The sequence below is a fragment of the Prevotella sp. S7 MS 2 genome (genome assembly GCF_000762865.1).
Classification (GTDB): Bacteria; Bacteroidota; Bacteroidia; order Bacteroidales; family Bacteroidaceae; genus Prevotella.
In genome coordinates this window covers 21,354-40,985 of record NZ_JRPT01000044.1, presented here as the reverse complement: position 1 = coordinate 40,985, position 19,632 = coordinate 21,354, and the positions used below count along the sequence as shown (strand labels likewise).

19 protein-coding genes are annotated in these 19,632 nt (G+C 43.8%); 9 read left to right on the top strand and 10 right to left on the bottom strand.

The genetic code is table 11. The annotated features are described in order from the left end of the window. Window positions 1-329 precede the first annotated feature (329 nt). Window positions 330-881 (bottom strand): outer membrane beta-barrel protein, encoded by a 552-nt coding sequence (locus HMPREF0671_RS08445; RefSeq protein ID WP_036899403.1) that lies wholly within the window; start codon window positions 879-881, stop codon window positions 330-332. A gap of 498 nt (window positions 882-1,379) precedes the next feature. Here HMPREF0671_RS08445 and HMPREF0671_RS08440 point away from each other — a divergent pair, with 498 nt between their 5' ends. Together HMPREF0671_RS08440 and mnmA are read left to right on the top strand one after the other, a co-directional pair. Next, entirely contained in the window at window positions 1,380-2,723 is a 1,344-nt protein-coding gene (locus tag HMPREF0671_RS08440) for a DUF389 domain-containing protein (protein ID WP_082721674.1), read from the top strand. Window positions 2,724-2,813: 90 nt separating this feature from the next. Further along, window positions 2,814-3,890 (top strand): tRNA 2-thiouridine(34) synthase MnmA, encoded by a 1,077-nt coding sequence (mnmA, locus tag HMPREF0671_RS08435; RefSeq protein ID WP_036899401.1) that lies wholly within the window; start codon window positions 2,814-2,816, stop codon window positions 3,888-3,890. Between the two features lie 55 nt (window positions 3,891-3,945). Here the strand turns inward: mnmA and HMPREF0671_RS08430 are convergent, their stop codons facing one another. Next, window positions 3,946-5,127: an MFS transporter gene (locus HMPREF0671_RS08430; protein WP_036899399.1), complete on the bottom strand. Its 1,182-nt coding sequence runs from the start codon at window positions 5,125-5,127 to the stop codon at window positions 3,946-3,948. Window positions 5,128-5,307: 180 nt separating this feature from the next. On the opposite strand from HMPREF0671_RS08430, the gene HMPREF0671_RS08425 reads away from it, so the two are divergent. The 5 genes from HMPREF0671_RS08425 (at window position 5,308) to HMPREF0671_RS08405 (ending at window position 13,096) form a co-directional block, all read left to right on the top strand. Continuing rightward, window positions 5,308-7,053, top strand: coding sequence for an SGNH/GDSL hydrolase family protein (locus tag HMPREF0671_RS08425; protein WP_036899397.1), 1,746 nt, complete (start codon window positions 5,308-5,310; stop codon window positions 7,051-7,053). Window positions 7,054-7,067: 14 nt separating this feature from the next. Beyond that, a complete protein-coding gene (locus tag HMPREF0671_RS08420) occupies window positions 7,068-7,865 on the top strand; it encodes a Cof-type HAD-IIB family hydrolase (protein ID WP_197421719.1) in 798 nt (265 codons plus the stop codon). Window positions 7,866-8,226: 361 nt separating this feature from the next. Further along, the gene (locus tag HMPREF0671_RS08415; protein WP_036899395.1) at window positions 8,227-8,862 is read left to right on the top strand and encodes a lactate utilization protein; all 636 of its coding nucleotides are present in this window, start codon (window positions 8,227-8,229) and stop codon (window positions 8,860-8,862) included. Between the two features lie 73 nt (window positions 8,863-8,935). After that, window positions 8,936-11,002, top strand: coding sequence for a DNA topoisomerase 3 (locus HMPREF0671_RS08410; RefSeq protein ID WP_036899393.1), 2,067 nt, complete (start codon window positions 8,936-8,938; stop codon window positions 11,000-11,002). 36 nt (window positions 11,003-11,038) lie between these two features. Next, window positions 11,039-13,096, top strand: coding sequence for an OmpA family protein (locus tag HMPREF0671_RS08405; RefSeq protein WP_036899416.1), 2,058 nt, complete (start codon window positions 11,039-11,041; stop codon window positions 13,094-13,096). On the opposite strand, the gene HMPREF0671_RS11800 is transcribed toward HMPREF0671_RS08405, so the two are convergent. From HMPREF0671_RS11800 to HMPREF0671_RS08390, 3 genes are read right to left on the bottom strand one after another with little or no spacing between them, the layout of a single operon-like run. Next, window positions 13,093-13,443: a DUF5056 domain-containing protein gene (locus HMPREF0671_RS11800; RefSeq protein ID WP_052052947.1), complete on the bottom strand. Its 351-nt coding sequence runs from the start codon at window positions 13,441-13,443 to the stop codon at window positions 13,093-13,095. The two genes, HMPREF0671_RS08405 and HMPREF0671_RS11800, sit on opposite strands and share 4 nt — an antisense overlap. Continuing rightward, entirely contained in the window at window positions 13,424-13,966 is a 543-nt protein-coding gene (locus tag HMPREF0671_RS08395) for an RNA polymerase sigma factor (RefSeq protein ID WP_036899391.1), read from the bottom strand. Before HMPREF0671_RS08395 ends, HMPREF0671_RS11800 begins: the two co-directional genes overlap by 20 nt. 5 nt (window positions 13,967-13,971) lie before the next feature. Beyond that, entirely contained in the window at window positions 13,972-14,616 is a 645-nt protein-coding gene (locus HMPREF0671_RS08390) for a DUF6249 domain-containing protein (RefSeq protein ID WP_036899389.1), read from the bottom strand. A gap of 123 nt (window positions 14,617-14,739) precedes the next feature. Between HMPREF0671_RS08390 and HMPREF0671_RS08385 the strand changes: the two genes are divergently transcribed. Both HMPREF0671_RS08385 and HMPREF0671_RS08380 read left to right on the top strand, forming a co-directional pair. Next, the gene (locus HMPREF0671_RS08385; protein WP_036899387.1) at window positions 14,740-16,134 is read left to right on the top strand and encodes a hypothetical protein; all 1,395 of its coding nucleotides are present in this window, start codon (window positions 14,740-14,742) and stop codon (window positions 16,132-16,134) included. Beyond that, on the top strand, window positions 16,124-16,609 hold the full coding sequence (locus HMPREF0671_RS08380; RefSeq protein WP_036899384.1) for a dihydrofolate reductase: 486 nt from the start codon (window positions 16,124-16,126) through the stop codon (window positions 16,607-16,609). Before HMPREF0671_RS08385 ends, HMPREF0671_RS08380 begins: the two co-directional genes overlap by 11 nt. Before the next feature lie 3 nt (window positions 16,610-16,612). Here the strand turns inward: HMPREF0671_RS08380 and HMPREF0671_RS08375 are convergent, their stop codons facing one another. The 5 genes from HMPREF0671_RS08375 to HMPREF0671_RS08355 form a co-directional block, all read right to left on the bottom strand. Beyond that, on the bottom strand, window positions 16,613-17,113 hold the full coding sequence (locus HMPREF0671_RS08375) for an Lrp/AsnC family transcriptional regulator (RefSeq protein WP_036899382.1): 501 nt from the start codon (window positions 17,111-17,113) through the stop codon (window positions 16,613-16,615). A 93-nt stretch (window positions 17,114-17,206) separates the two neighbouring features. After that, entirely contained in the window at window positions 17,207-17,671 is a 465-nt protein-coding gene (locus tag HMPREF0671_RS08370; protein ID WP_036899380.1) for a biopolymer transporter ExbD, read from the bottom strand. Beyond that, window positions 17,668-18,201 (bottom strand): biopolymer transporter ExbD, encoded by a 534-nt coding sequence (locus HMPREF0671_RS08365; RefSeq protein ID WP_036899378.1) that lies wholly within the window; start codon window positions 18,199-18,201, stop codon window positions 17,668-17,670. The genes HMPREF0671_RS08370 and HMPREF0671_RS08365 overlap by 4 nt, the downstream gene beginning before the upstream one ends. A gap of 2 nt (window positions 18,202-18,203) precedes the next feature. Further along, window positions 18,204-18,725: a hypothetical protein gene (locus tag HMPREF0671_RS08360; protein ID WP_036899376.1), complete on the bottom strand. Its 522-nt coding sequence runs from the start codon at window positions 18,723-18,725 to the stop codon at window positions 18,204-18,206. Then, complete coding sequence (locus HMPREF0671_RS08355) at window positions 18,722-19,561, bottom strand: MotA/TolQ/ExbB proton channel family protein (protein ID WP_036899374.1); 840 nt, start codon at window positions 19,559-19,561, stop codon at window positions 18,722-18,724. Before HMPREF0671_RS08355 ends, HMPREF0671_RS08360 begins: the two co-directional genes overlap by 4 nt. Window positions 19,562-19,632 lie beyond the last annotated feature (71 nt).

The following is a 19,632-nucleotide window of genomic DNA, read 5'->3' as shown; positions in this document are numbered from 1 at the left end:
CTCAAGTCATCTGATGATTCAGGAGTTCTTCCTCCTAATATATTGATACCGCCATCATCCGCGTTTCTTTAGTATATTTTTACGGGTAATGTGTATCTTTTTGCCTTTATGATGAGTTAAACGTTTTTTATAGTCAATAATGTAGTTATATATCAGTTGAAGAATTTGGTAATTTTATTGTTTTAGTATCAGAAGGTATTACTCCTATAAATAAAGAATCGAGATGAAGCTAAGACTTCATCTCGATTCTTATATTTTGCTCATATTTTGTTTATAGAGGGATTTGGTATGCCCTCTCTTTGACCTTTATAAGCTTTTCTGATTGAATATTAGAAGTTATAGTAGAAACCTAGTGTTACGTTGTTGCCGTCGAGATTGGCTCCCCAAGCATTGCTGCTCTTGTCGGCACCGTCGTATTTCTGTGATTTCCAGCCCAAGAAACCTGCGTGAGCCACAAAGCTGAACTTCGGATTCAGGTTTAATGCCACACCCGGTTTTACACCTACGTTCCACTCATTGATAGAAGGAGCAGCAGTACCGGCGTTGTTGTAGTGTGTATAACCAAAGCCACCATCAACAAATACGTTGACCATCTTGCTGTGGAAGAATGTATAACGTGCATACGGAGATACGGTGATGTAGTTTCTGCTGTTGTCTTCGATAGAGACAGGGTCGCCCTTTCCGAAGCCGACAGTGGTACCTACAGCCCAGTCGCGGTTGACATTGTAACCCAGTTCGGGCAACACCGCATACGTAGTAACGCTTTCGCCACCTGCCAATTTAGAAGATGCGATACCAAAGTTACCACCTAAATACACTTGTGCGTTTGCTGAAACAGCTATCAATGCAGCTGCAAAAGCCATCATAATTTTCTTTTTCATAATCCTTAAAAATTAATCCTATTGTTTTGTAAATACTGTCTACAAGACGATGAAAAAGCGATAGATGTTACACGAGAAATATGTTTTTTAACACAAAAACACTGATACGAGGTATTGCACCTTATTATATATAAACTGTAGTTTAAGGATATTAACAGAGATAAACAGTCTTTATCATATCACGGCTTGGAATAAATAGAATCGCCATGCAAGTAGATTTTCTTGCATGTGCTAATCCGTTTGTGATGATACAGTTGTTTGTATTCATGGTGTATATAATTGGTTTTGAATACAAAATAATAAATATAGGCCGAGAGTGGACGGTTGTTACTGCTTATTTTATTAAGAATGTAGTCTAAAATCATAATAAGATAATGAATAGATGTGTATGAGATGAAAAAACGTTATCTTTGTAGAAGCTAAGCCGCACTCGGCAAATTGAAAGTAAACTTTCATTGCGCTCGTGTGCGTTATCTTTGTAAAATAACGTAATACAAAATGAATATTCAAGACTATTTTAATTTGAAAGACGACTTAAGCAGTCGTGAAGAGACCATAGAACGTATATCCGGAGGTGCCTCTTTTAAAGGGGCTTCGCTTTGGATTCTTATCTGTGCTATTTTCATAGCATCGTTAGGACTCAACGTAAATTCTACGGCCGTTATTATCGGAGCCATGCTTATATCTCCATTGATGGGACCTATTATTGCCATGGGGTTGGCTGTAGGGATTCGCGATCTCTTGTTACTGCGCCGGGCGTTTAAGAATTATCTGGTAGCTACAATTATTAGTATCGCTACTGCCACCATCTTTTTTATGTTATCACCTTATCATGAAGTGCAATCGGAGTTGTTGGCACGTACTTCACCTACGTTGTACGACGTGTTGATAGCTTTTGTTGGTGGTGTGGCCGGGGTGATAGCGTTGAGTATTAAAGATAAGGGAAATGTGATACCGGGTGTTGCTATTGCCACAGCTTTAATGCCACCGCTTTGTACTGCAGGCTTTGGTATTGCTTCGGGGAATCTAGCCTACTTTGCCGGAGCTTTCTTCTTGTATTTTATCAATACCGTTTTTATAGCGTCGGCAACATGGATTGGAGTGCGTTTCATGAAGTTTACACCCCGTACATTTGATAATGACCGCCGTGCCACCATCGTACAACGCTGGATAGTTGGAATCATTGTTGTAACGATGATACCGGCTGCTTTCATGACATGGAACATCGTTAGAGAGAGCTATTTCAAGACACAAGTAAACTCTTTTGTACACGACCGGTTACGTTGGGAGGGTTCGCAGGTGGTGACAAGTAATGTAGGAGCTGACAGTACTTTGCGTGTTGTGGTAGTCGGTAAGACATTGAGTGACTCCGTGATAGCATTGGCTAAGCAGTCGATGATAGCCTATCCGGCATTGACTGGATATAAATTGAAGTTAATTCAAGGCTCTGTATCAGATAGTTTACGGGCTGTCGCAGGTTTACAAGCTACGGATACTGAGTCTGAGAAAGTACAGTTGTTAGAGAAGCAAACGCAAGAAAACGAGGAATTGACGGGAAAACTAGAGCAATATACGCGGTATGAAAGGCTGAGTAAACAGATGTGTAGCGAAATGCATATATTGTTTCCGGAGGTTCATAGTTTAAGTATGTCTTCTTCGTTAGAGGTGAGTGCTGATACCATTAAGCCTCAAAGGCTGATTATAGCCGTTGTTGGAACCACGAAAAGAATGCCGGATATGAGTAGAGAAAAGTTGAAAACTTGGATTGAAAATAGAATTGGAAAGTCTGTTTTAGGTAATCAATCTACCGGCGGAGTGAATTTAAAGGTGCTCTATGAATAAGAGATGGAGAAGAAAGTATTCTTGTAATAGCCTTCTATAGAATCTTATAGATAGATTGCAGAAGCCTCGAGAAATTAGTATCTTTGCACCATGGATTTATCAGAACTCAAGGATAAGCGGATAGCTGTGCTGCTTTCGGGCGGCGTAGACAGCAGTGTAGTGGTCTATGAATTGGCCACTAAGGGACTGAAGCCCGACTGTTTCTATATCAAAATTGGACCGGAAGAGCAGGAAGAATGGGATTGCTCATCGGAAGAAGATTTGGAAATGGCAACGGCAGTAGCAGCTCGTTACGGCCTAAAATTGGAAGTTATAGACTGCCATCATGAGTATTGGAACCAAGTAACCAAGTACACTATGGACAAGGTGAAGGCTGGCTATACGCCCAATCCCGATGTGATGTGTAATCGACTGATAAAGTTTGGTGCTTTCGATGAGAAGCGTGGACACGACTACGACCTCATTGCTACGGGGCATTATGCACAGACTGAAATTATAGATGGGGAGAAATGGCTTGTTACAAGTCCCGACCCGGTGAAAGATCAAACCGACTTTTTGGCTCAGATATACGATTGGCAACTGAAGAAAGCCATCTTCCCAATCGGACATTATGTAAAAGATGAGGTTCGACAGATTGCCGAACGAGAGCATCTTATCAATGCTAAAAGAAAGGATTCGCAGGGTATCTGCTTCCTTGGACAGATAGATTACAACGAATATTTGCGTCGTTACCTAGGCGAAAAGCAAGGCGATGTACTCGAATTAGAGACCGGTAAGAAGATAGGAACACACCGTGGACTGTGGTTTCATACCATCGGTCAGCGCCACGGATTGGGTTTCGGAGGTGGTCCTTGGTTCGTTGTGAAGAAAGATGTAGAGCAGAATGTGCTCTATGTGAGTAAGGGGTATGATCCTAAGACTGCCTATAAGCAAGAGTTTAAGGTGCATGATTTCCATTTCTTGACGAAGCCCGTGGAAATGAAAATGGTCACATTTAAGATTCGTCATACTCCCGAATACCATCCAGCTGTGATGGAAAAGATGGATAACGGAATGTATTTGGTGCGTGCAGAGAAGCCTATTCATGGTGTGGCACCGGGACAATTCTGTGTGGTTTACGATGAAAACCATCATCGTTGTTTTGGTAGCGGAGAGATAACGGTGTAAGGTTCTTCTTGCGATTATTCTGTATGATAAAGATAAGACGAGTTTTCTAAGGAAACTATTCTTCCTCTCTTTTATGCTGTTCAAAGAACTTTTTGGTAGCTGTAAAAAATAAGATGACGCCTGAAGTTTGTGCGATGGCGACCATCCAAAAGGTTGCTGAATAGCCTAAATATTCGGCAACGACTCCTCCAAGTAATATTCCAATCCCGAAACCGGCATCCCATGACGTGAGAATACTGGAATTAGCAGTACCTCGTTCATCATGTCTGGCTACAGCGATGAACATATTGAGAAATGCAGGATACATGTGTCCATTGCCTAATCCGATGAGGATGGCCGACCCATAATAACCGATTACATTGGGAAAAGCGGCAAAGAGCGTGTATCCAACCATTGATAGTAACATGCCTTCGGCTGCATTTTGTGTCAGCAAACCACGTCGTAAAGCTTTTGCTCCTTGCAATCTTGATGCGAAGAGTCCTATAGATAAGATGGCAAAATAGGTTCCTGTGCCACCGGTAATACCCATTGTTTCTTTGCTATAAATAGCTAAATAGTTGCTCAAAACGCCAAAACAGAATCCGAAGAAGGCTATGTTGACTGCCATTAACCAACCTCTAATGAGGAAGAAACGGTCTAAGGATAATTGTCTTTTACGGCGTACTATCTGCTTTGTTGGGACTTGAATAGACGACGCAACCCACAATCCTATCAACGCAAAGAATAATGCTATCCAAAAAAGAATGGTGAAATCTTGCAGATATTTATAGATGTAGATGCCTACAGAAGGGGCTATCGCCATGGCAAGATTATTGCTTAAACCATAGAATCCAATTCCTTCATTACGCCTACTCGATGGTAAAACGTCGATGGCTACCGTGCTGTTAGCCACTGTTACAGCTCCGAATGGTCCGCCATGCAGAGTTCTGATGATGGCAAACATGAGCAAAGTCGAAGCTGCGATGTATCCTCCGAAGAAGACGAAAAATAGTGCAAAGCATATCACTAGCACCTTTTTGCGCGAAAAACTGTCTACGATGAAACCGGAGAAGGGGCGCGTGAGCAGGGCAGCAATGGTGTAGCCAGACAGTATAATGCCAATGATATCCTTCGTAGCACCAAATCGTTCGCTTAAAAAGATAGGCAGTAGAGGTGTCAATATGTAGAATGCGAAGTATATCATTGAATTGGCTACCATCGCTTTTAGGTAGTTACCATTCCATAGTTTTTCTTTCATATCGTCCTTGTTATATAGGACAAAAGTAGTCAATTATTCGTAGACAGAGGGTAGGAATGGCTTTGTATTTTATACATGTAGGCATTGTCAAGTTGTTTAATGCGGTGAATACGTGTTAAAATATAATGTTTATAAGTCGGAAAAGCATTATCTTTGCGACAAAGAAAATGAACTTTAATCATGAAAAGACTTTTTACTTCACTTGTTTGTTTGGTTCTTTTGACATTTTCAGGAGCTGCTCAAACAAAATGGTATTCACCTGTTAGTGGTGACACTCTGCTGATTCAAGGGCGTGCATGGAATGCTGAAATCGGCAAAAGTTACCAACGTATGCCCGAACGTTTCAAACCCTCGTTGCGCAAACCTTTGTGGAATTTGTCACAAAACAATGCCGGTCTTTATATAGAATTCATCAGTGATGCCCCTGAAATCAATATTCATTATAAGGTATCCGGCCCATTACAGTTGCCTAATGTGGTGACAATAGCTACGAGTGGAGTTGATCTTTATTCTTTTGATGAGGATGGAACTCCGCTTCCTTGTTCATGTTTTGCCAACAATCGTATTTCTTCTCAGTCGGTAGACTTTCATTATCGTGGCTTGACTTATCCCGGTGGACTTTGGCGTGAGTATCGTTTATATCTCCCACTTTATAATACTGTCGACTCACTCCAGATTGGTGTGCCACAGAATAGCAAGTTTGAATTCTTGCCAACATCCACAGAACGTCCCATCGTAGTATATGGTACGTCTATTGGTCAAGGCGCTTCAGCTTCTCGTCCGGGTATGGCTTGGACGAATATAGTACAACGTCAACTCGATTTACCCCTTTATAATTTGGCTTTTTCGGGCAATGGTCGTCTTGAAAAAGCAATGTTCAATGCTCTTTCAGAAATCAATGCTCGTCTTTTCATCATTGATTGTATGCCCAATATGACGGCTAATGATTCTATCATGAACCTTTTGCGAGAGGGGGTAAATACGCTTCGTAGCAAATCGGATGCCCCCATTCTACTTGTTGAGCATTGCGGTTATAACAACTATCTAGTCGTTCATTCAGAGAAGAAGGAAGTAGAGTTGCTGAACAGTCGACTTAAAGCTGCTTATTTACAGTTGCAACGTGAAGGAGTGAAAGGACTGTACTATCTGACCAAGGACGAGTTAGGCGTTAATTCAGATCTAGATTCTCAGATTGATGGAGTGCATGCCAACGATATTGGAATGCGCCATTATGCCGAAGCATATACGAAAAAGATCTCTGAGATATTGGATTATCAACCGATGAAGAAGTTCATGCCGGTGCGCCAAACTCGCGACCAAGCCTTTTACAACTGGTCGCAGCGTCATTATGAAATCATGCAGCGTAATCGCCAAGTAAAGCCCGATGTGGTACTCATCGGTAATTCTATTACGCATTATTGGGCTGGAGAACCTGCTGCACCTATACATCGTGGCGATAAAGCATGGAAGAAATTGTTTGGTAAGCGCAAGGTGACGAATTTGGGATATGGTTGGGATCGCATTGAAAACATATTTTGGCGACTCTATCATGGAGAACTTGATAACATCTCACCGCGCCACATCTTCATGATGGCCGGGACGAATAATATTGGCTATAACACCGATGAAGAGATTGTAGATGGTATCGAAGGTTTGGTCAATCTCATTCAGAAGTTGCAGCCACAAGCTTGCATTCACGTCGTAAAAATCTATCCTCGTCGTGGACAGGAGGCTCGCTTACAACATCTCAACGACTTATTACAAGCGCGATTGTCCAACCATACGGATGTGGATGTGGTTGATGTGACCAAGCAACTTACGACACCTGATGGGCATATTGATGAATCTTTGTTTGTAGATGGACTCCATCCTAATGCCCAAGGATATGAACGCATTGCGCGGGTTTACCAAGATTTCCTTAGATAAAACTGTTTTTCAAATTGAAGAAGATAAAAGATAAATACGCCATATTCTCTGATATAGATGGTACTCTCGTCAGTTTCACTACCCACGAGATACCTCGTTCTGCTGTAGAAGCTATCACTGCTGCCCGCCAAAACGGTCATCGCTTCTATATATCTACGGGGCGTCCGGTGCCTATCATTACCAATCTTGGTGCTATCAGCCATTTAATAGATGGCTATATCACCACTAATGGTGCCCATTGTTTCGTGGGTGACAAGCTTGTTAACATCAATGCCATTGCTGAAGAGGATGTTTGTACGCAGCTGGCTGATGCCGACCGACAGGACTATGCCGTTATTATGGTTAGTAAGCAAGCACTCGTTGTCTATAACAACAAGCCTTGCGTAAAGCGAATTTTCTGCGATGATTTGAAGGTGGATGCTTTGAACTTCGACCTCACAATGGATGATATCAAGGGCGAACCTATTTTGCAGATGACTCCGTTTGTCACGGCTGAGCAGGAAGCCCGATTGATTCCGCAACTTAAAAGTTGTGAGCCGGGACGTTGGCATCCTGAATTTATTGACATCACGGCAGGACATATAGATAAAGGATACGGCTTGGAACGCATGGCAGAGAGCGAAGGCTTCGATATCAACCATACGGTTGCGCTGGGCGACGGTGGCAATGATATACCCATACTTAAGCGTGCCGGTATCGGAGTGGCGATGGGGAATGCGGCCGATTATGTCAAGGCTGAGGCTCAATATGTTACGGCCGATGTCGACGATGATGGCTTCTCGAAGGCTTTGATACACTTAGGGTTGGTGTAACTGTGGCATTCTTGAACCGGTTAACCAGTTAATTTGTCATTTTATCCATTCTTTTATAATTTACTGCGGAGGCTCAACAGCAATGCTGCCAAGCCTCCGCAGTTTTTTTGTTTAGCCTTTGCAGCATTGCTGCAAGGGCTTGGCAGTCTGGTAGTTGACCAGTAAACGAGGAAACAAGTAGATGAGGTGGAGGATGACTTCTTATATTTCTTGAGTTTATAAGTTTCTTGGTTGCTCCTAAGTGTTGATATTTTCCGATTGATAGGTTACCGAGTTGGAGACAAAAGGTGTTTTCCTGATGATTTCGTCTCATCTTTCCTGCCAAATGATTAACTTTGTTGCTAACATCAGATACAAAAACATGACAACTCAAGAATTAAGAAATCAGCGATTAGCCGACAAGTTGATTAAGAATCTTCAACGTCGTCATTACGACGCATATTATTGTTCCGACCGCGAAAGTTTGTTACAACAGGTACGCCAACTCATCCCTCAAGGTAGTTCAGTGTCATGGGGTGGCTCTATGTCTATTCGAGATACAGGCATCACAATGATGCTTAAGAATGGAAACTATGAGGTGTATGATCGTGACGATGTGACTACGCAGGAAGATAAAATGCGCATTTATCGCAATGCTTTTGAATGTAATTTCTATTTGGCCAGCGTCAATGCCATGACCGAAGATGGCGTGCTTGTCAATGTAGATGGTAATGGTAACCGTGTAGCTGCTATCATGTGGGGGGCAGACCATGTCATACTTGTAGTGAGTTTGAATAAAGTTTGTCAGGACGTGGATGCTGCGATGAAACGCGCTCGGTCTACGGCTGCACCTACCAATATGGCTCGTTTCGATTTCAAGACACCTTGTCAAGTAGACGGTATGTGCCACGACTGCAAGTCGCCCGATTCCATTTGCAATTATATCACGATTCAACGTATGTCGCATCCAGCCCATCGGCATATTGTATTGCTTACTCCCGAACCGATAGGTTATTGAAACTAGCATGTTGTCTCTGTCTGTTTTCGGATTTTCTTTGTACCTTTGCCTAACAATTCCATAACGAAAACGCATGATTGTTTGTATTGCAGAGAAACCCAGTGTGGCTAGAGACATTGCCCGAATCCTTGGTGCCAACTCCTCAAAAGATGGCTATATGGAGGGTAATGGCTATCAAGTTACGTGGACTTTTGGTCACTTGTGCGAACTGAAACAGCCCAATGACTACCATGAAAATTGGAAACATTGGAGTTTAGCTGCACTCCCTATGATACCGGAGCGATTTGGTATAAAAGTTATTGAAGACGATGGTATTCGCAAACAGTTTAAGATTGTGGAGCGACTTTACCAACAGGCCGACGAGATTATCAACTGTGGTGACGCCGGACAAGAGGGAGAATTGATACAAAGATGGGTGATGCAAAAAGCCGGAGTGAAGTGCCCGGTGAAGCGATTGTGGATTTCTTCTATGACCGATGAGGCCATCAAACAAGGTTTTGCCGACTTGAAAGACCAACAACTCTATCAACCTCTCTATTTAGCAGGGCTTTCGCGAGCCATCGGGGATTGGTTGTTGGGCATGAACGCTACGCGGCTTTATACGTTGAAATATGGGCAGAACCGCCAAGTTTTGAGTATCGGAAGAGTACAAACACCGACTTTGGCGCTTATTGTGAACCGTCAGAAAGAAATCGATAACTTCAAACCTGAACCTTATTGGGTTCTAGCTACGATTTATAGGGATACTCAGTTTACTGCCACTAAAGGCAAGTTTACTTCGAAAGAAGAAGGCGAACAGGCCTTTTCTGTTATAGATGGTAAGCCGTTCGTAGTTATGGATGTTACCAAGAAGAAAGGTTCTGAGGCTCCACCTCATTTGTTTGATCTTACCTCTTTGCAAGTAGAGTGTAACCGTAAGTTTGGGTATTCGGCCGAGATGACGCTCAACCTCATTCAGAGTTTGTATGAAAAGAAATATACTACCTATCCGCGTGTAGACACACAATACCTGAGTGACGACATCTATCCGAAATGTCCAAGTATCTTAAATGGTCTTTTTCAAACGAAAATAGATTCGCAACCAGTCTATGCATCGCTCATAAAACCCATCGGTGGGCAGAAGTTGATGAAGTCGAAGAAGGTGTTTGATACGTCGAAAGTGACCGACCACCACGCTATTATTCCTACCGGTGTGGTGCCGAGTGGGCTTACTCAGTTGGAACAAAACGTGTTCGATCTTATTGCCAAACGGTTTATCAGTGTGTTTTATCCCGATTGTAAGTTTTCTACTACGACAGTATTAGGCAAGGTAGACGATATAGAATTCAAGGCAACGGGTAAAGAAATCCTCTCTCCGGGGTGGCGTACGGTGTATACAAAGGATGTACAAATTGTGGAAGAAGACGAGAATAAGAAAGAAGATGAGGAACGAACGCTGCCTACATTCGTGAAAGGGGAGAGCGGAACACATACACCTACACTGACGGAAAAATCGACTACACCTCCACCGTATTATAATGAAGCGTCGCTGTTGAGGGCTATGGAGACTGCTGGAAAGTTTGTGGAAGATGAGGAACTGCGTGCTGCTTTGAAAGAGAACGGTATCGGTCGTCCCTCATCTCGTGCCGGAATTATCGAAACTTTGTTCAAACGACACTACATACGGAGGGAACGTAAGCGACTGGTAGCAACTCCTACAGGTATCGAATTAATTGATACAATTCACGAAGAACTGCTGAAGAGTTGTGAACTGACGGGTATTTGGGAGAAGAAATTGCGCGATATAGAGCACCAAAAGTATGATGCTGGGCAATTTATCAATGAGTTGAAAGAGCAGATTTCAGCAATTGTCTACAACGTACTGTGCGATAATAGCATGCGAAGAGTAACGGTGACGGTGGATGAAAAGCCTGCCAAGAAGGCCTCAACTACTAAGAAAACCGAAGCTAAGCCAAGAAAGAAACGTGCTTCAAAGAAAGAATCGACTGCACAACAAGCTAGCTTGAAGGCCGATGACAGCATTATCGGGCAGGTTTGTCCGGTGTGTGGAAAGGGACAAATCATAAAAGGGAAGGCTGCTTATGGATGCAGTAACTGGAAGAGTGGTTGTACTTTCCGTTTTCCTTTTGACAATAAATAGGCTTTTATTGCGTTGATGTTGTTGATTGACATCAACATGAAAAGAAAGTTTTTTCCATATATATTATTTTTTGCAGCCCTGTGTTTATCGTGCGGGGTAGATCGAAACATGCGCCGAGGTGAGACTTATTTGGCGCTAGGGGAGTATCATGATGCTGCCAGAGAGTTTCGCTCAGCTTACCAGAAAACCCCTCCAAAAGACCGAACTAAGCGAGGCGAGCGAGCCTTGAAGATGGCGGTGTGCTACGAAAAGATAAATGAGGCATCACGAGCTACATCGGCTTATCGCAATGCATTGCGTTATGGGAAAGGTAATATACACACGCGTCTTTCCTTAGCGCGGCAACTATTGAAAATCGGAGATTATAAAGCGGCTGCCGCAGAGTTTCAATTGGTACTCGATACGTTGCCCGATGATGTGTTGGCACGCAATGGTTTGTTCTCGGCACAGCATGCTTTACAATGGAAAAAAGATGGTAGTAGGTATCGAGTGCGTCGTGTCGACTTATTCAACTCTCGCCGTGACGACTATTCTCCCATGCTTTTTGGTGACAATTACGACCAACTTTATTTCACGTCTACGCGTAGTGATGCGGTTGGAAACGAATTGAGTGGTATCACAGGAACGAAGCCCGGCGATATTTTCTTTTCACAGAAAGATGATAAAGGGAAGTGGAGTAAACCCGAAGTGGCGGGTGGTAGCTTGAATACCGCTTATGATGAAGGAGCTTGTTGCTTCTCTCCCGATGGCCGAGTGATGTATCTCACGCAGTGTACGACGAGTCCGTCGTCGTCTCGTTATGCTCAGCTTGTGACCTCTAATCGTTCAGATGCCAATTGGAGTAAGGCTGAAGTGCTCAACATTAGTAGGGATACGTTGTCGGCTTTTGCTCATCCTGCCATCTCGCCTGATGGCGAATGGCTCTATTTTACGTCTGATATGCCGGGAGGAAAAGGCGGACTTGACATTTGGCGCGTGCGTTTATCAGCCAATGGAATGGGGGGGGTGGAGAATCTTGGTGAGCCCATCAATACCCCCGGAAACGAGGAATTCCCTACGTTCCGCCCCAATGGCGACTTGTATTTTTCGTCAGATGGGCATCCGGGAATGGGAGGATTGGATATTTATATCGCCCATCCCGACCGGCAGAAAGGTTATGTGTTGGAGCATCCCGGCTATCCGTTAAATAGTCAAGAAGATGATTTCGGGATGACGTTTGAAGGAAATCACAATCGTGGATATTTCTCTTCCAATCGCAATGATGGGCATGGATGGGATCATATCTACTCGTTTGAGAATCCGGAAATTACTCAGACGATGAAAGGATGGGTATATGAGATGGATGGATATGAGCTTCCTGCCGCACAAGTTTATTTGGTAGGAAACGATGGAACAAATAAGAAACTAAGTGTAAAAGGAGATGGCTCGTTCACGGAAACGCTGAAGCCGAATGTAGACTATGTGATGTTGGCAACGTGTAAGGGCTATCTGAATCATCAAGAAGCGCTCAGTACGGGGACTGTGGAAGAGTCGAAAGAGTACATATTGCAGTTCCCTTTGGCTTCGATTACGGCTCCTGTGCTTATAGATAATATCTTCTATGACTTGGATAAAGCCACCCTTCGTCCCGAATCTTCGAAAGCTTTGGACGAGTTGGTAGGTTTGTTGAATCAAAATCCGCACGTTATCATTGAGCTAGCAGCGCATTGTGATTATCGTGGAAGTGCCGAATATAACAGGGATTTGTCACAACGTCGTGCGCAAACGGTGGTGGATTATCTCATCAGTCGCGGTATTGCCAAAGACCGTTTGACGGCCGTTGGTTACGGGAAATCGCAACCCAAGATGGTTAAGAGGAAGAATGTGGAGAAGTATGCATGGTTGAAAGTGGGTGATGTATTGACCGAAGACTTTATCAAAACAATGGATAAAGCACAACAAGAGATATGCAATCAACTCAATAGACGCACGGAATTCCGTGTGCTACGAACCACTTACGGTCTGCTGGATGAGCAAGGAAAACTCAAAGAAGATGCAGAGAAGAATATGAAGAAAGCCACTGAAAAGGTCTCAGATGATGATTTCTATTTCTAATATTCGCTGGTTACGACGTTGTAACACCCCACAATGACAAGGGTCATAATGCCGATATAGACGTACAACGGCGAGATGGTTGCCGACGTATAAAGCGACACGAAGGTGCCCGAAAGGTCACCGCTAAGGTTGGTAAAGAATGTTTTGAACCATTTGAATCCATCGGCATGGATGAATAGGGTGGCTCCGGCCAATGACCAAAATGCTGTCCATAGTCGGTTGAACCAAAGCGAATGCTTCGGTACTTGTCTCATGACGCGCCTCGAAAAGCCTCTATCTTCTATTTCTTGGCGGTTTTCTTCGAAGAACTGTATGAGTAGTTTATCATCATTTTCCGTCATATCCATTCTGTTTAAGATAAGTTGTGAGTTTCTGTTTTCCGCGAGATAGATGGGACTTTACGGTGCCTTCAGCCATTCCCGAAATCTTTGCTATCTGCTCAATGCTTTGTCCTTCCATCAATTGCAAGGTGATGCAAGTGCGCTCTGAAGGTGAGAGAATGGCCAAAGCTTGGTAAATATCCATTCTTAAATTGTTATTCATTGACTCCGAGTTACGTTTGTTGACACTCGGAATATCCAACTCCTCGGTCGCTTTATTACGTCTTACGTAGTCGTAGAAAGTGTTGTAGGCAATGCGATAGAGCCATGTCGAGAAGTTGGCTGTGCCTTGAAACTGCGTAATATGTGTGTAGGCTTTTAAGAAAGTATCCTGTGCTAGGTCATCACTAAGCTGACTGTCTCCCATCGTTTGGTTCAGAAAGAAACGCCGTATAGGTGACTGATATTTCACAACGAGTCTGTCGAAGGCTTTACGGTTGTGGAAAACAGCCACCTGCGTAACGAGAGAGATGTCGTCAAGTGCTTTCACCGGCTTTACAAGGATTGGTCTTCGAAATGGTCGTTTTGGTCTTTTCTAGCACGTGTACGAGCCATCAACATTTGTCCGGCACCCATACATAGAATCAAAAATCCGATACCTACCAACTCTTTTGCGCCCAAGAAAGCAAATAGAAGTGCTAATCCAAGGCCGATAGAGCAGTTACGTATGCCGCGTTGCCATTGATATTCGTTATCTGTTTTGGTCGCAGTGCGTATCACTTCGGGTAAAGGTTGTCCCATAGCCATAGACTTTTCAGCCAGTGCAATCTTGTCATTATGACGCTTAATGAGGTAATAGATGACCCATGCGAATAGGAGAAAGGGGGCTATGGCGATTAAGAATCCAAAGAAAATAGCGGGGATGATGAACCAAGGTTTGGACATTGTACGTTCAAAGGGAGATATGTTGGAATCATCATCTTCGGCAGAATTCGGCGCCACAGAGTAATAACTGTCTGTTGAGTCGACTGCTTCTGCTGTGACAGATGTGGTATCTGAGTAAGCCTCAATACCTTGTTTGGCACTGTCGGTGGGCGCAACGAGCGTGGATTGATGTTGGTGTCGATGTTTTGGAGCGGCCGGAAGCACGGCTGTACCTACTGCTAACATCATTGTAATTGCGATAAGATACTTTTTCATATAGCTTTTTTGTTCTTTTTCTGATAGTTAGACGACAGAACAACTCTTTTGGTTGCAAAGTAATAAAAAAAGTTGGTAATGCGGGAAATTATACCTATTTTCGCACGAAAAGAAGCGCAGAGAATGAATTTACCACAAGAGTTTGAGCAGCATACACGTACCCTGATGGGAGATGAATTATATCAAATACTCCAAAAAGGGCTTGAAGATACGCCGCCGACAAGCATTCGTTTGAACCCTTTGAAGACCAGTGGGTACAATGTTTCTGTTCCTTTGGCCGATGGGCAAGTGCCTTGGTGTGAGCAAGGAGTGTACCTTCAAGAGCGTCCAAACTTCACTTTTGACCCCTTACTTCATTCCGGTGCCTACTATGTACAGGAAGCGGGATCTATGTTTTTAGACCTCGTGATGCGCCAATATATTCATCGGCCGGTTACTATGTTGGACCTTTGTGCTGCTCCGGGAGGCAAATCGACCGTTGCCAGAGCCGCTTTACCAGCCGGAAGTGTACTTTTCAGCAATGAGCCGATGCATGTTAGAGCTAATGTTCTGGCTGAGAATATACAAAAATTTGGTCATCCTGACTGCATCGTTACCAATAACTATCCGCGTGATTATCGTAAGGTGGGTATCTCATTTGACGTTGTTTTGGCCGATGTACCATGTTCCGGAGAAGGCATGTTTCGCAAAGATGAGGGTGCAATCGGTGAATGGAGCTTACAGAATGTGGATAAATGCCAAACTCTGCAGCTTGATATTATTCGCGATATATGGCCTTGTTTGAAGCCGGGAGGATTGCTCATCTATTCCACTTGCACCTTTAACAGCCGTGAAGATGAAGAGAATGTGAATGCTATCATCGCCGAATTGGAAGCCGAAATACTCCCTGTTGCAATTAATGATGATTGGAATATCACAGGTTCGTTGGTAGATGACCGCCCTATGTATCGTTTTATTCCGGGTAAAACGCGTAGTGAAGGCCTCTTTATGGCCGTGCTCCGTAAGCCCGTAGAGGCTGATGAAGCGAATAAGAAACAGCAAAAAGCTCCCAAGAAGAATGATACTGTCAAAGGAATAGAGCATTGGTTGCAAGGCGATTTTGCTTTTGTAGAGAATAAAGGACAGGTTCGTGCCATTCCAACGGCATGGTATGGGCTTTATTCTTTGGCCGTAAAAGCCTTGAAAGTGATTCATGCCGGTGTAACGATTGGTACACAAAAAGGACGGGACATCATCCCTGACCAGTCGTTGGCGTTGAATATTGCGCTCTGTCAAGACGCTTTTCCGCGTGTTGAGATTGACGAGTCGACCGCCTTATCTTATCTTCGTAAGGAAGCCATTATGTTGCCGTCGGATACGCCAAGAGGGTTTGTGTTGCTCACGTATCAGTATTTTCCCCTCGGATTTGTGAAGAATATAGGTAACCGAGCCAACAATCTTTATCCGCAAGAGTGGCGTATCAAGAGCAGCCATATTCCCGAAGAGAACACTCACGCCATCTATCTACATGATGATTAATATTATTGCTTGTCTTTCAAAAAATCGAGCTATCGGGCTGAACAACCAATTACTCTACCATATCAAAGCTGATATGGCTCGGTTTAAACAGCTTACCATGGGGCATACCATCCTTATGGGACGACGCACTTACGACTCTTTACCCCACGGTGCATTGCCCGGTCGACGCAATATTGTGCTTTCCCGACAGCTTCAAACTTTGCCCGATAGCGAGGTATATGCCTCATTAGAGATGGCATTGGAGCATTGTGCGGAAGATGAGTATATATATATAATAGGTGGAGCTGAACTTTATGAGCAGACTATTGGGATGGCGCAACGTCTCTATCTCACCATTGTTGACGACCGACCGATGTATGCAGATACTTTTTTCCCACTGTTTGAATCTGATTTTAAACTCGTCTCCATCTCTCAATACGAAAAAAGCGAAGACGCTCATTACGCCTTCGCTTTCTTAGAATATGTCCGTGTATAATTTTTATACCTCGTCTTCCTCTTCGTCTTCTGCAGTCTGTGGGAAATTCGTGATAGGCAACTGACGGTCTATGGGAGTGCTGAACGAGATGGTAGTCTCGCTACGTGCCAAGCCCAAAGGTTGTAACTTGTCGTGGATAATCTGCATCAGATGATGGTTGTTGTGCGCATATAGCTTGATAAACAAGTCCATAGCACCGGTTGTAGCATGACATTCTACCACCTCAGGAATCTTCTTCAAGGCGGCTATTACTTTGTCGTGCGACTCCGGATCTTTCAGATATAGTCCTACATAGGCGCAGGTCTCATACCCAATTTTCTCAGGCTCAATGATGTACTGTGAGCCCTTCAATACTCCTACATTAGCGAGTTTCTGCATACGTTGATGAATAGCTGCTCCGCTAACGTTGCATGCTCGTGCTACTTCCAAGAATGGAATGCGAGCATCTTCAGCAACAAGACGAAGGATTTTCTTGTCTAGTGAGTCCAAATGATGATGTGACATTGATTATTTTTTAATTTGGTTGCAAAGTTAATACGAATGTATGAGTTTTGCAACTTTAATTACAGTTTTGTTTTAAATCGTTAGATTTTTTAATTATTTACTATTCTTTTTTGTTGCAGAATAGTTGATTTTACGTACATCTGCTTGTCTTAATGCTTGTTTAACTTCCGATATGATGTGCATCGGAGTGTTCCTATCGGCTCGCAACGATATCGTCATAAGTGTACGGTCTTCGCTCGACATTCGGTTTTTCTCGGCCGATAAGTAGTCTACAATTTCACCGATTGTAATCACCTTATCATTCAGTTGCAGACGTGTACCAGCCTCTGTGGTCACCCCATCTGCCGATACAGGGCGGCCAACATAGATGGTACTCACAGCTGATTTCTTTGTCAATCGGGTCAATTCCGTACCTTGTGGCACTCTATATTTCACTTTTACGGTCAGCTTTCTCATGTGTGTCACTATCATAAAGAAAAATAACACGGTGAAAATCAGGTCGGGTAGGGAGGCTGTATTCAGCCCCGGAATGCCACGATGATGGTTGCGATAAATCATGGTTGTCCTCCTTTCCCTGCGTCAGCAGTATGTTCTGCTTCCACAATACGTTGCGGACAGATAGTGCGTATCTGGTCTTTTTGCTGCGGAGAGCACTGTTCGTAGCTTCTATGATATATGCTCAAGGCGGCTTGGTTGCGCCAAATGCGGTAGGCAACTGCCAATTCGTTCTGTATATTAAAATAGGTGTCGTAACTTGAAACTGGGTCTACGTCCAGTGAAATAAGATGATTTCTTTTTCTAGTTTGAAGGAAGGTGCCTACTCGTTGGTGCAGTGTGCGTATGTCGGCAGGCTTTCCGTCTATTGTCAACTGATTACGGGCTGTCACTTTCAGCGCCATCATCGTCTTGCTGTCTACACTTGTTTCCATCGCTTCTGCCTGCTTATCTATTGGCGGAAGTACGCGCGAAAGTCCCTTGCTTACGTCCATTGACGAAGCCACAAGGAAGAATATCAGCAACATGAATGAAATATCGGCTGTTGATGTGGTATTCAGTTCCGGGACTTTATGTTTGCGATGGCTGAACATGTTTACTTCAATTGATTCTCACGACGATAGCGTGTCATGCCGAAGATGACTGCTGCGATGGCTGCCAATAGTAGGAATAGCGATGTATAAATCAGCAAATCGGCCACTCTCAGAGCTACAAAGTCATCGAATACATGACCGTTAATGGTCATCGGATTACCAGAACTCAGCACCAATGACAGCAAGATAACCACGCCAAGTGCTATTATTCCGTAACGCCGGATACGTCCCACGGGGATATTGTTGACCACCTTGTTTTCTGTTGCACGCATCATCTTGACCGTTTTTACCATGGCCAGTCCGGCCAATACAAGCGTTCCGACAAGCAATATAGCGGCATACACCATGAGTAAGTCGGTGAACAAGGGGGCATTGAAGTTGGAATCGTCGTCGAAAGGTCGATCGAATCCTATCAGATAGAACAGACCGAATACCACGACAGCCAATCCTGTCAGCACATAGAGCACGCGTTGAGATATTCGCTCGGTGCTCATTGTTTTAAGATGACTCCACTTCCACTTCATCGTTTCAACTTGTATTTCATCACAGCATCAAGCAATGTAATGGCCGACTCCTCCATTTGAGCCGTTAAATGTTCGATTTTCGAGAGGATATAATTGTAGAAAATCTGTAGAATCAGCGCTACGATAATACCGAAGATGGTTGTAATGAGCGCCACCTTCATACCCGATGCCACGATGGTAGGGCTAATATCGCCTGCCATTTGTATTTGGTCAAAGGCCATTACCATGCCGATAACGGTTCCCAAAAAGCCTAGCGAAGGAGCTATGGCAATGAATAATGTAATCCAAGAACAACCTTTTTCGAGGTTCGCAGCCTGTACCGAACCGTATGAAGCAACCGACCGTTCCACGTTACCGATGCTTTCGTTGATGCGTTCCAAGCCTTGATAACAGATGGAAGCAACCGGTCCGCGTGTGTCTCGGCAGAGTTTTTTGGCTTCTTCTATCTTTTCTTCGGCAATTAGTGCGTCAAGGTCTGCCATGAATTTCTTGGCATTAATTTCCGACAAACTCAGGTAGATAATACGCTCAATACAAAATGCCAAACCGATGACCAAGGCCAATGCCACGAGCGACATAAATCCAGCGTTACCCTCAATGAACTTGGTTTTGAGCATCTGGTGCAATCCTTGAGGCGCTTCTTCCATTGCTGCCGATTCGACGACAAATCCACCTGCATCCGCCACACTGTCTGTACCCATGGATAGAGAGTCTAGTGTGGCCGCAGCGGTATCTGTTTTTTCTGGTGTAACAACGCGGCTTTCTGCATTTGCTATGGTGCAGGTCATACCTGTGACGAGTATGCAAATGAGTATCTTGGTTATCTGTTTCTTCATTATTTTAAATGGTTGTATATTAAAATAGAGGGAATATTCTAATTGTAGAGACGGTGTATATACCGTCTGGC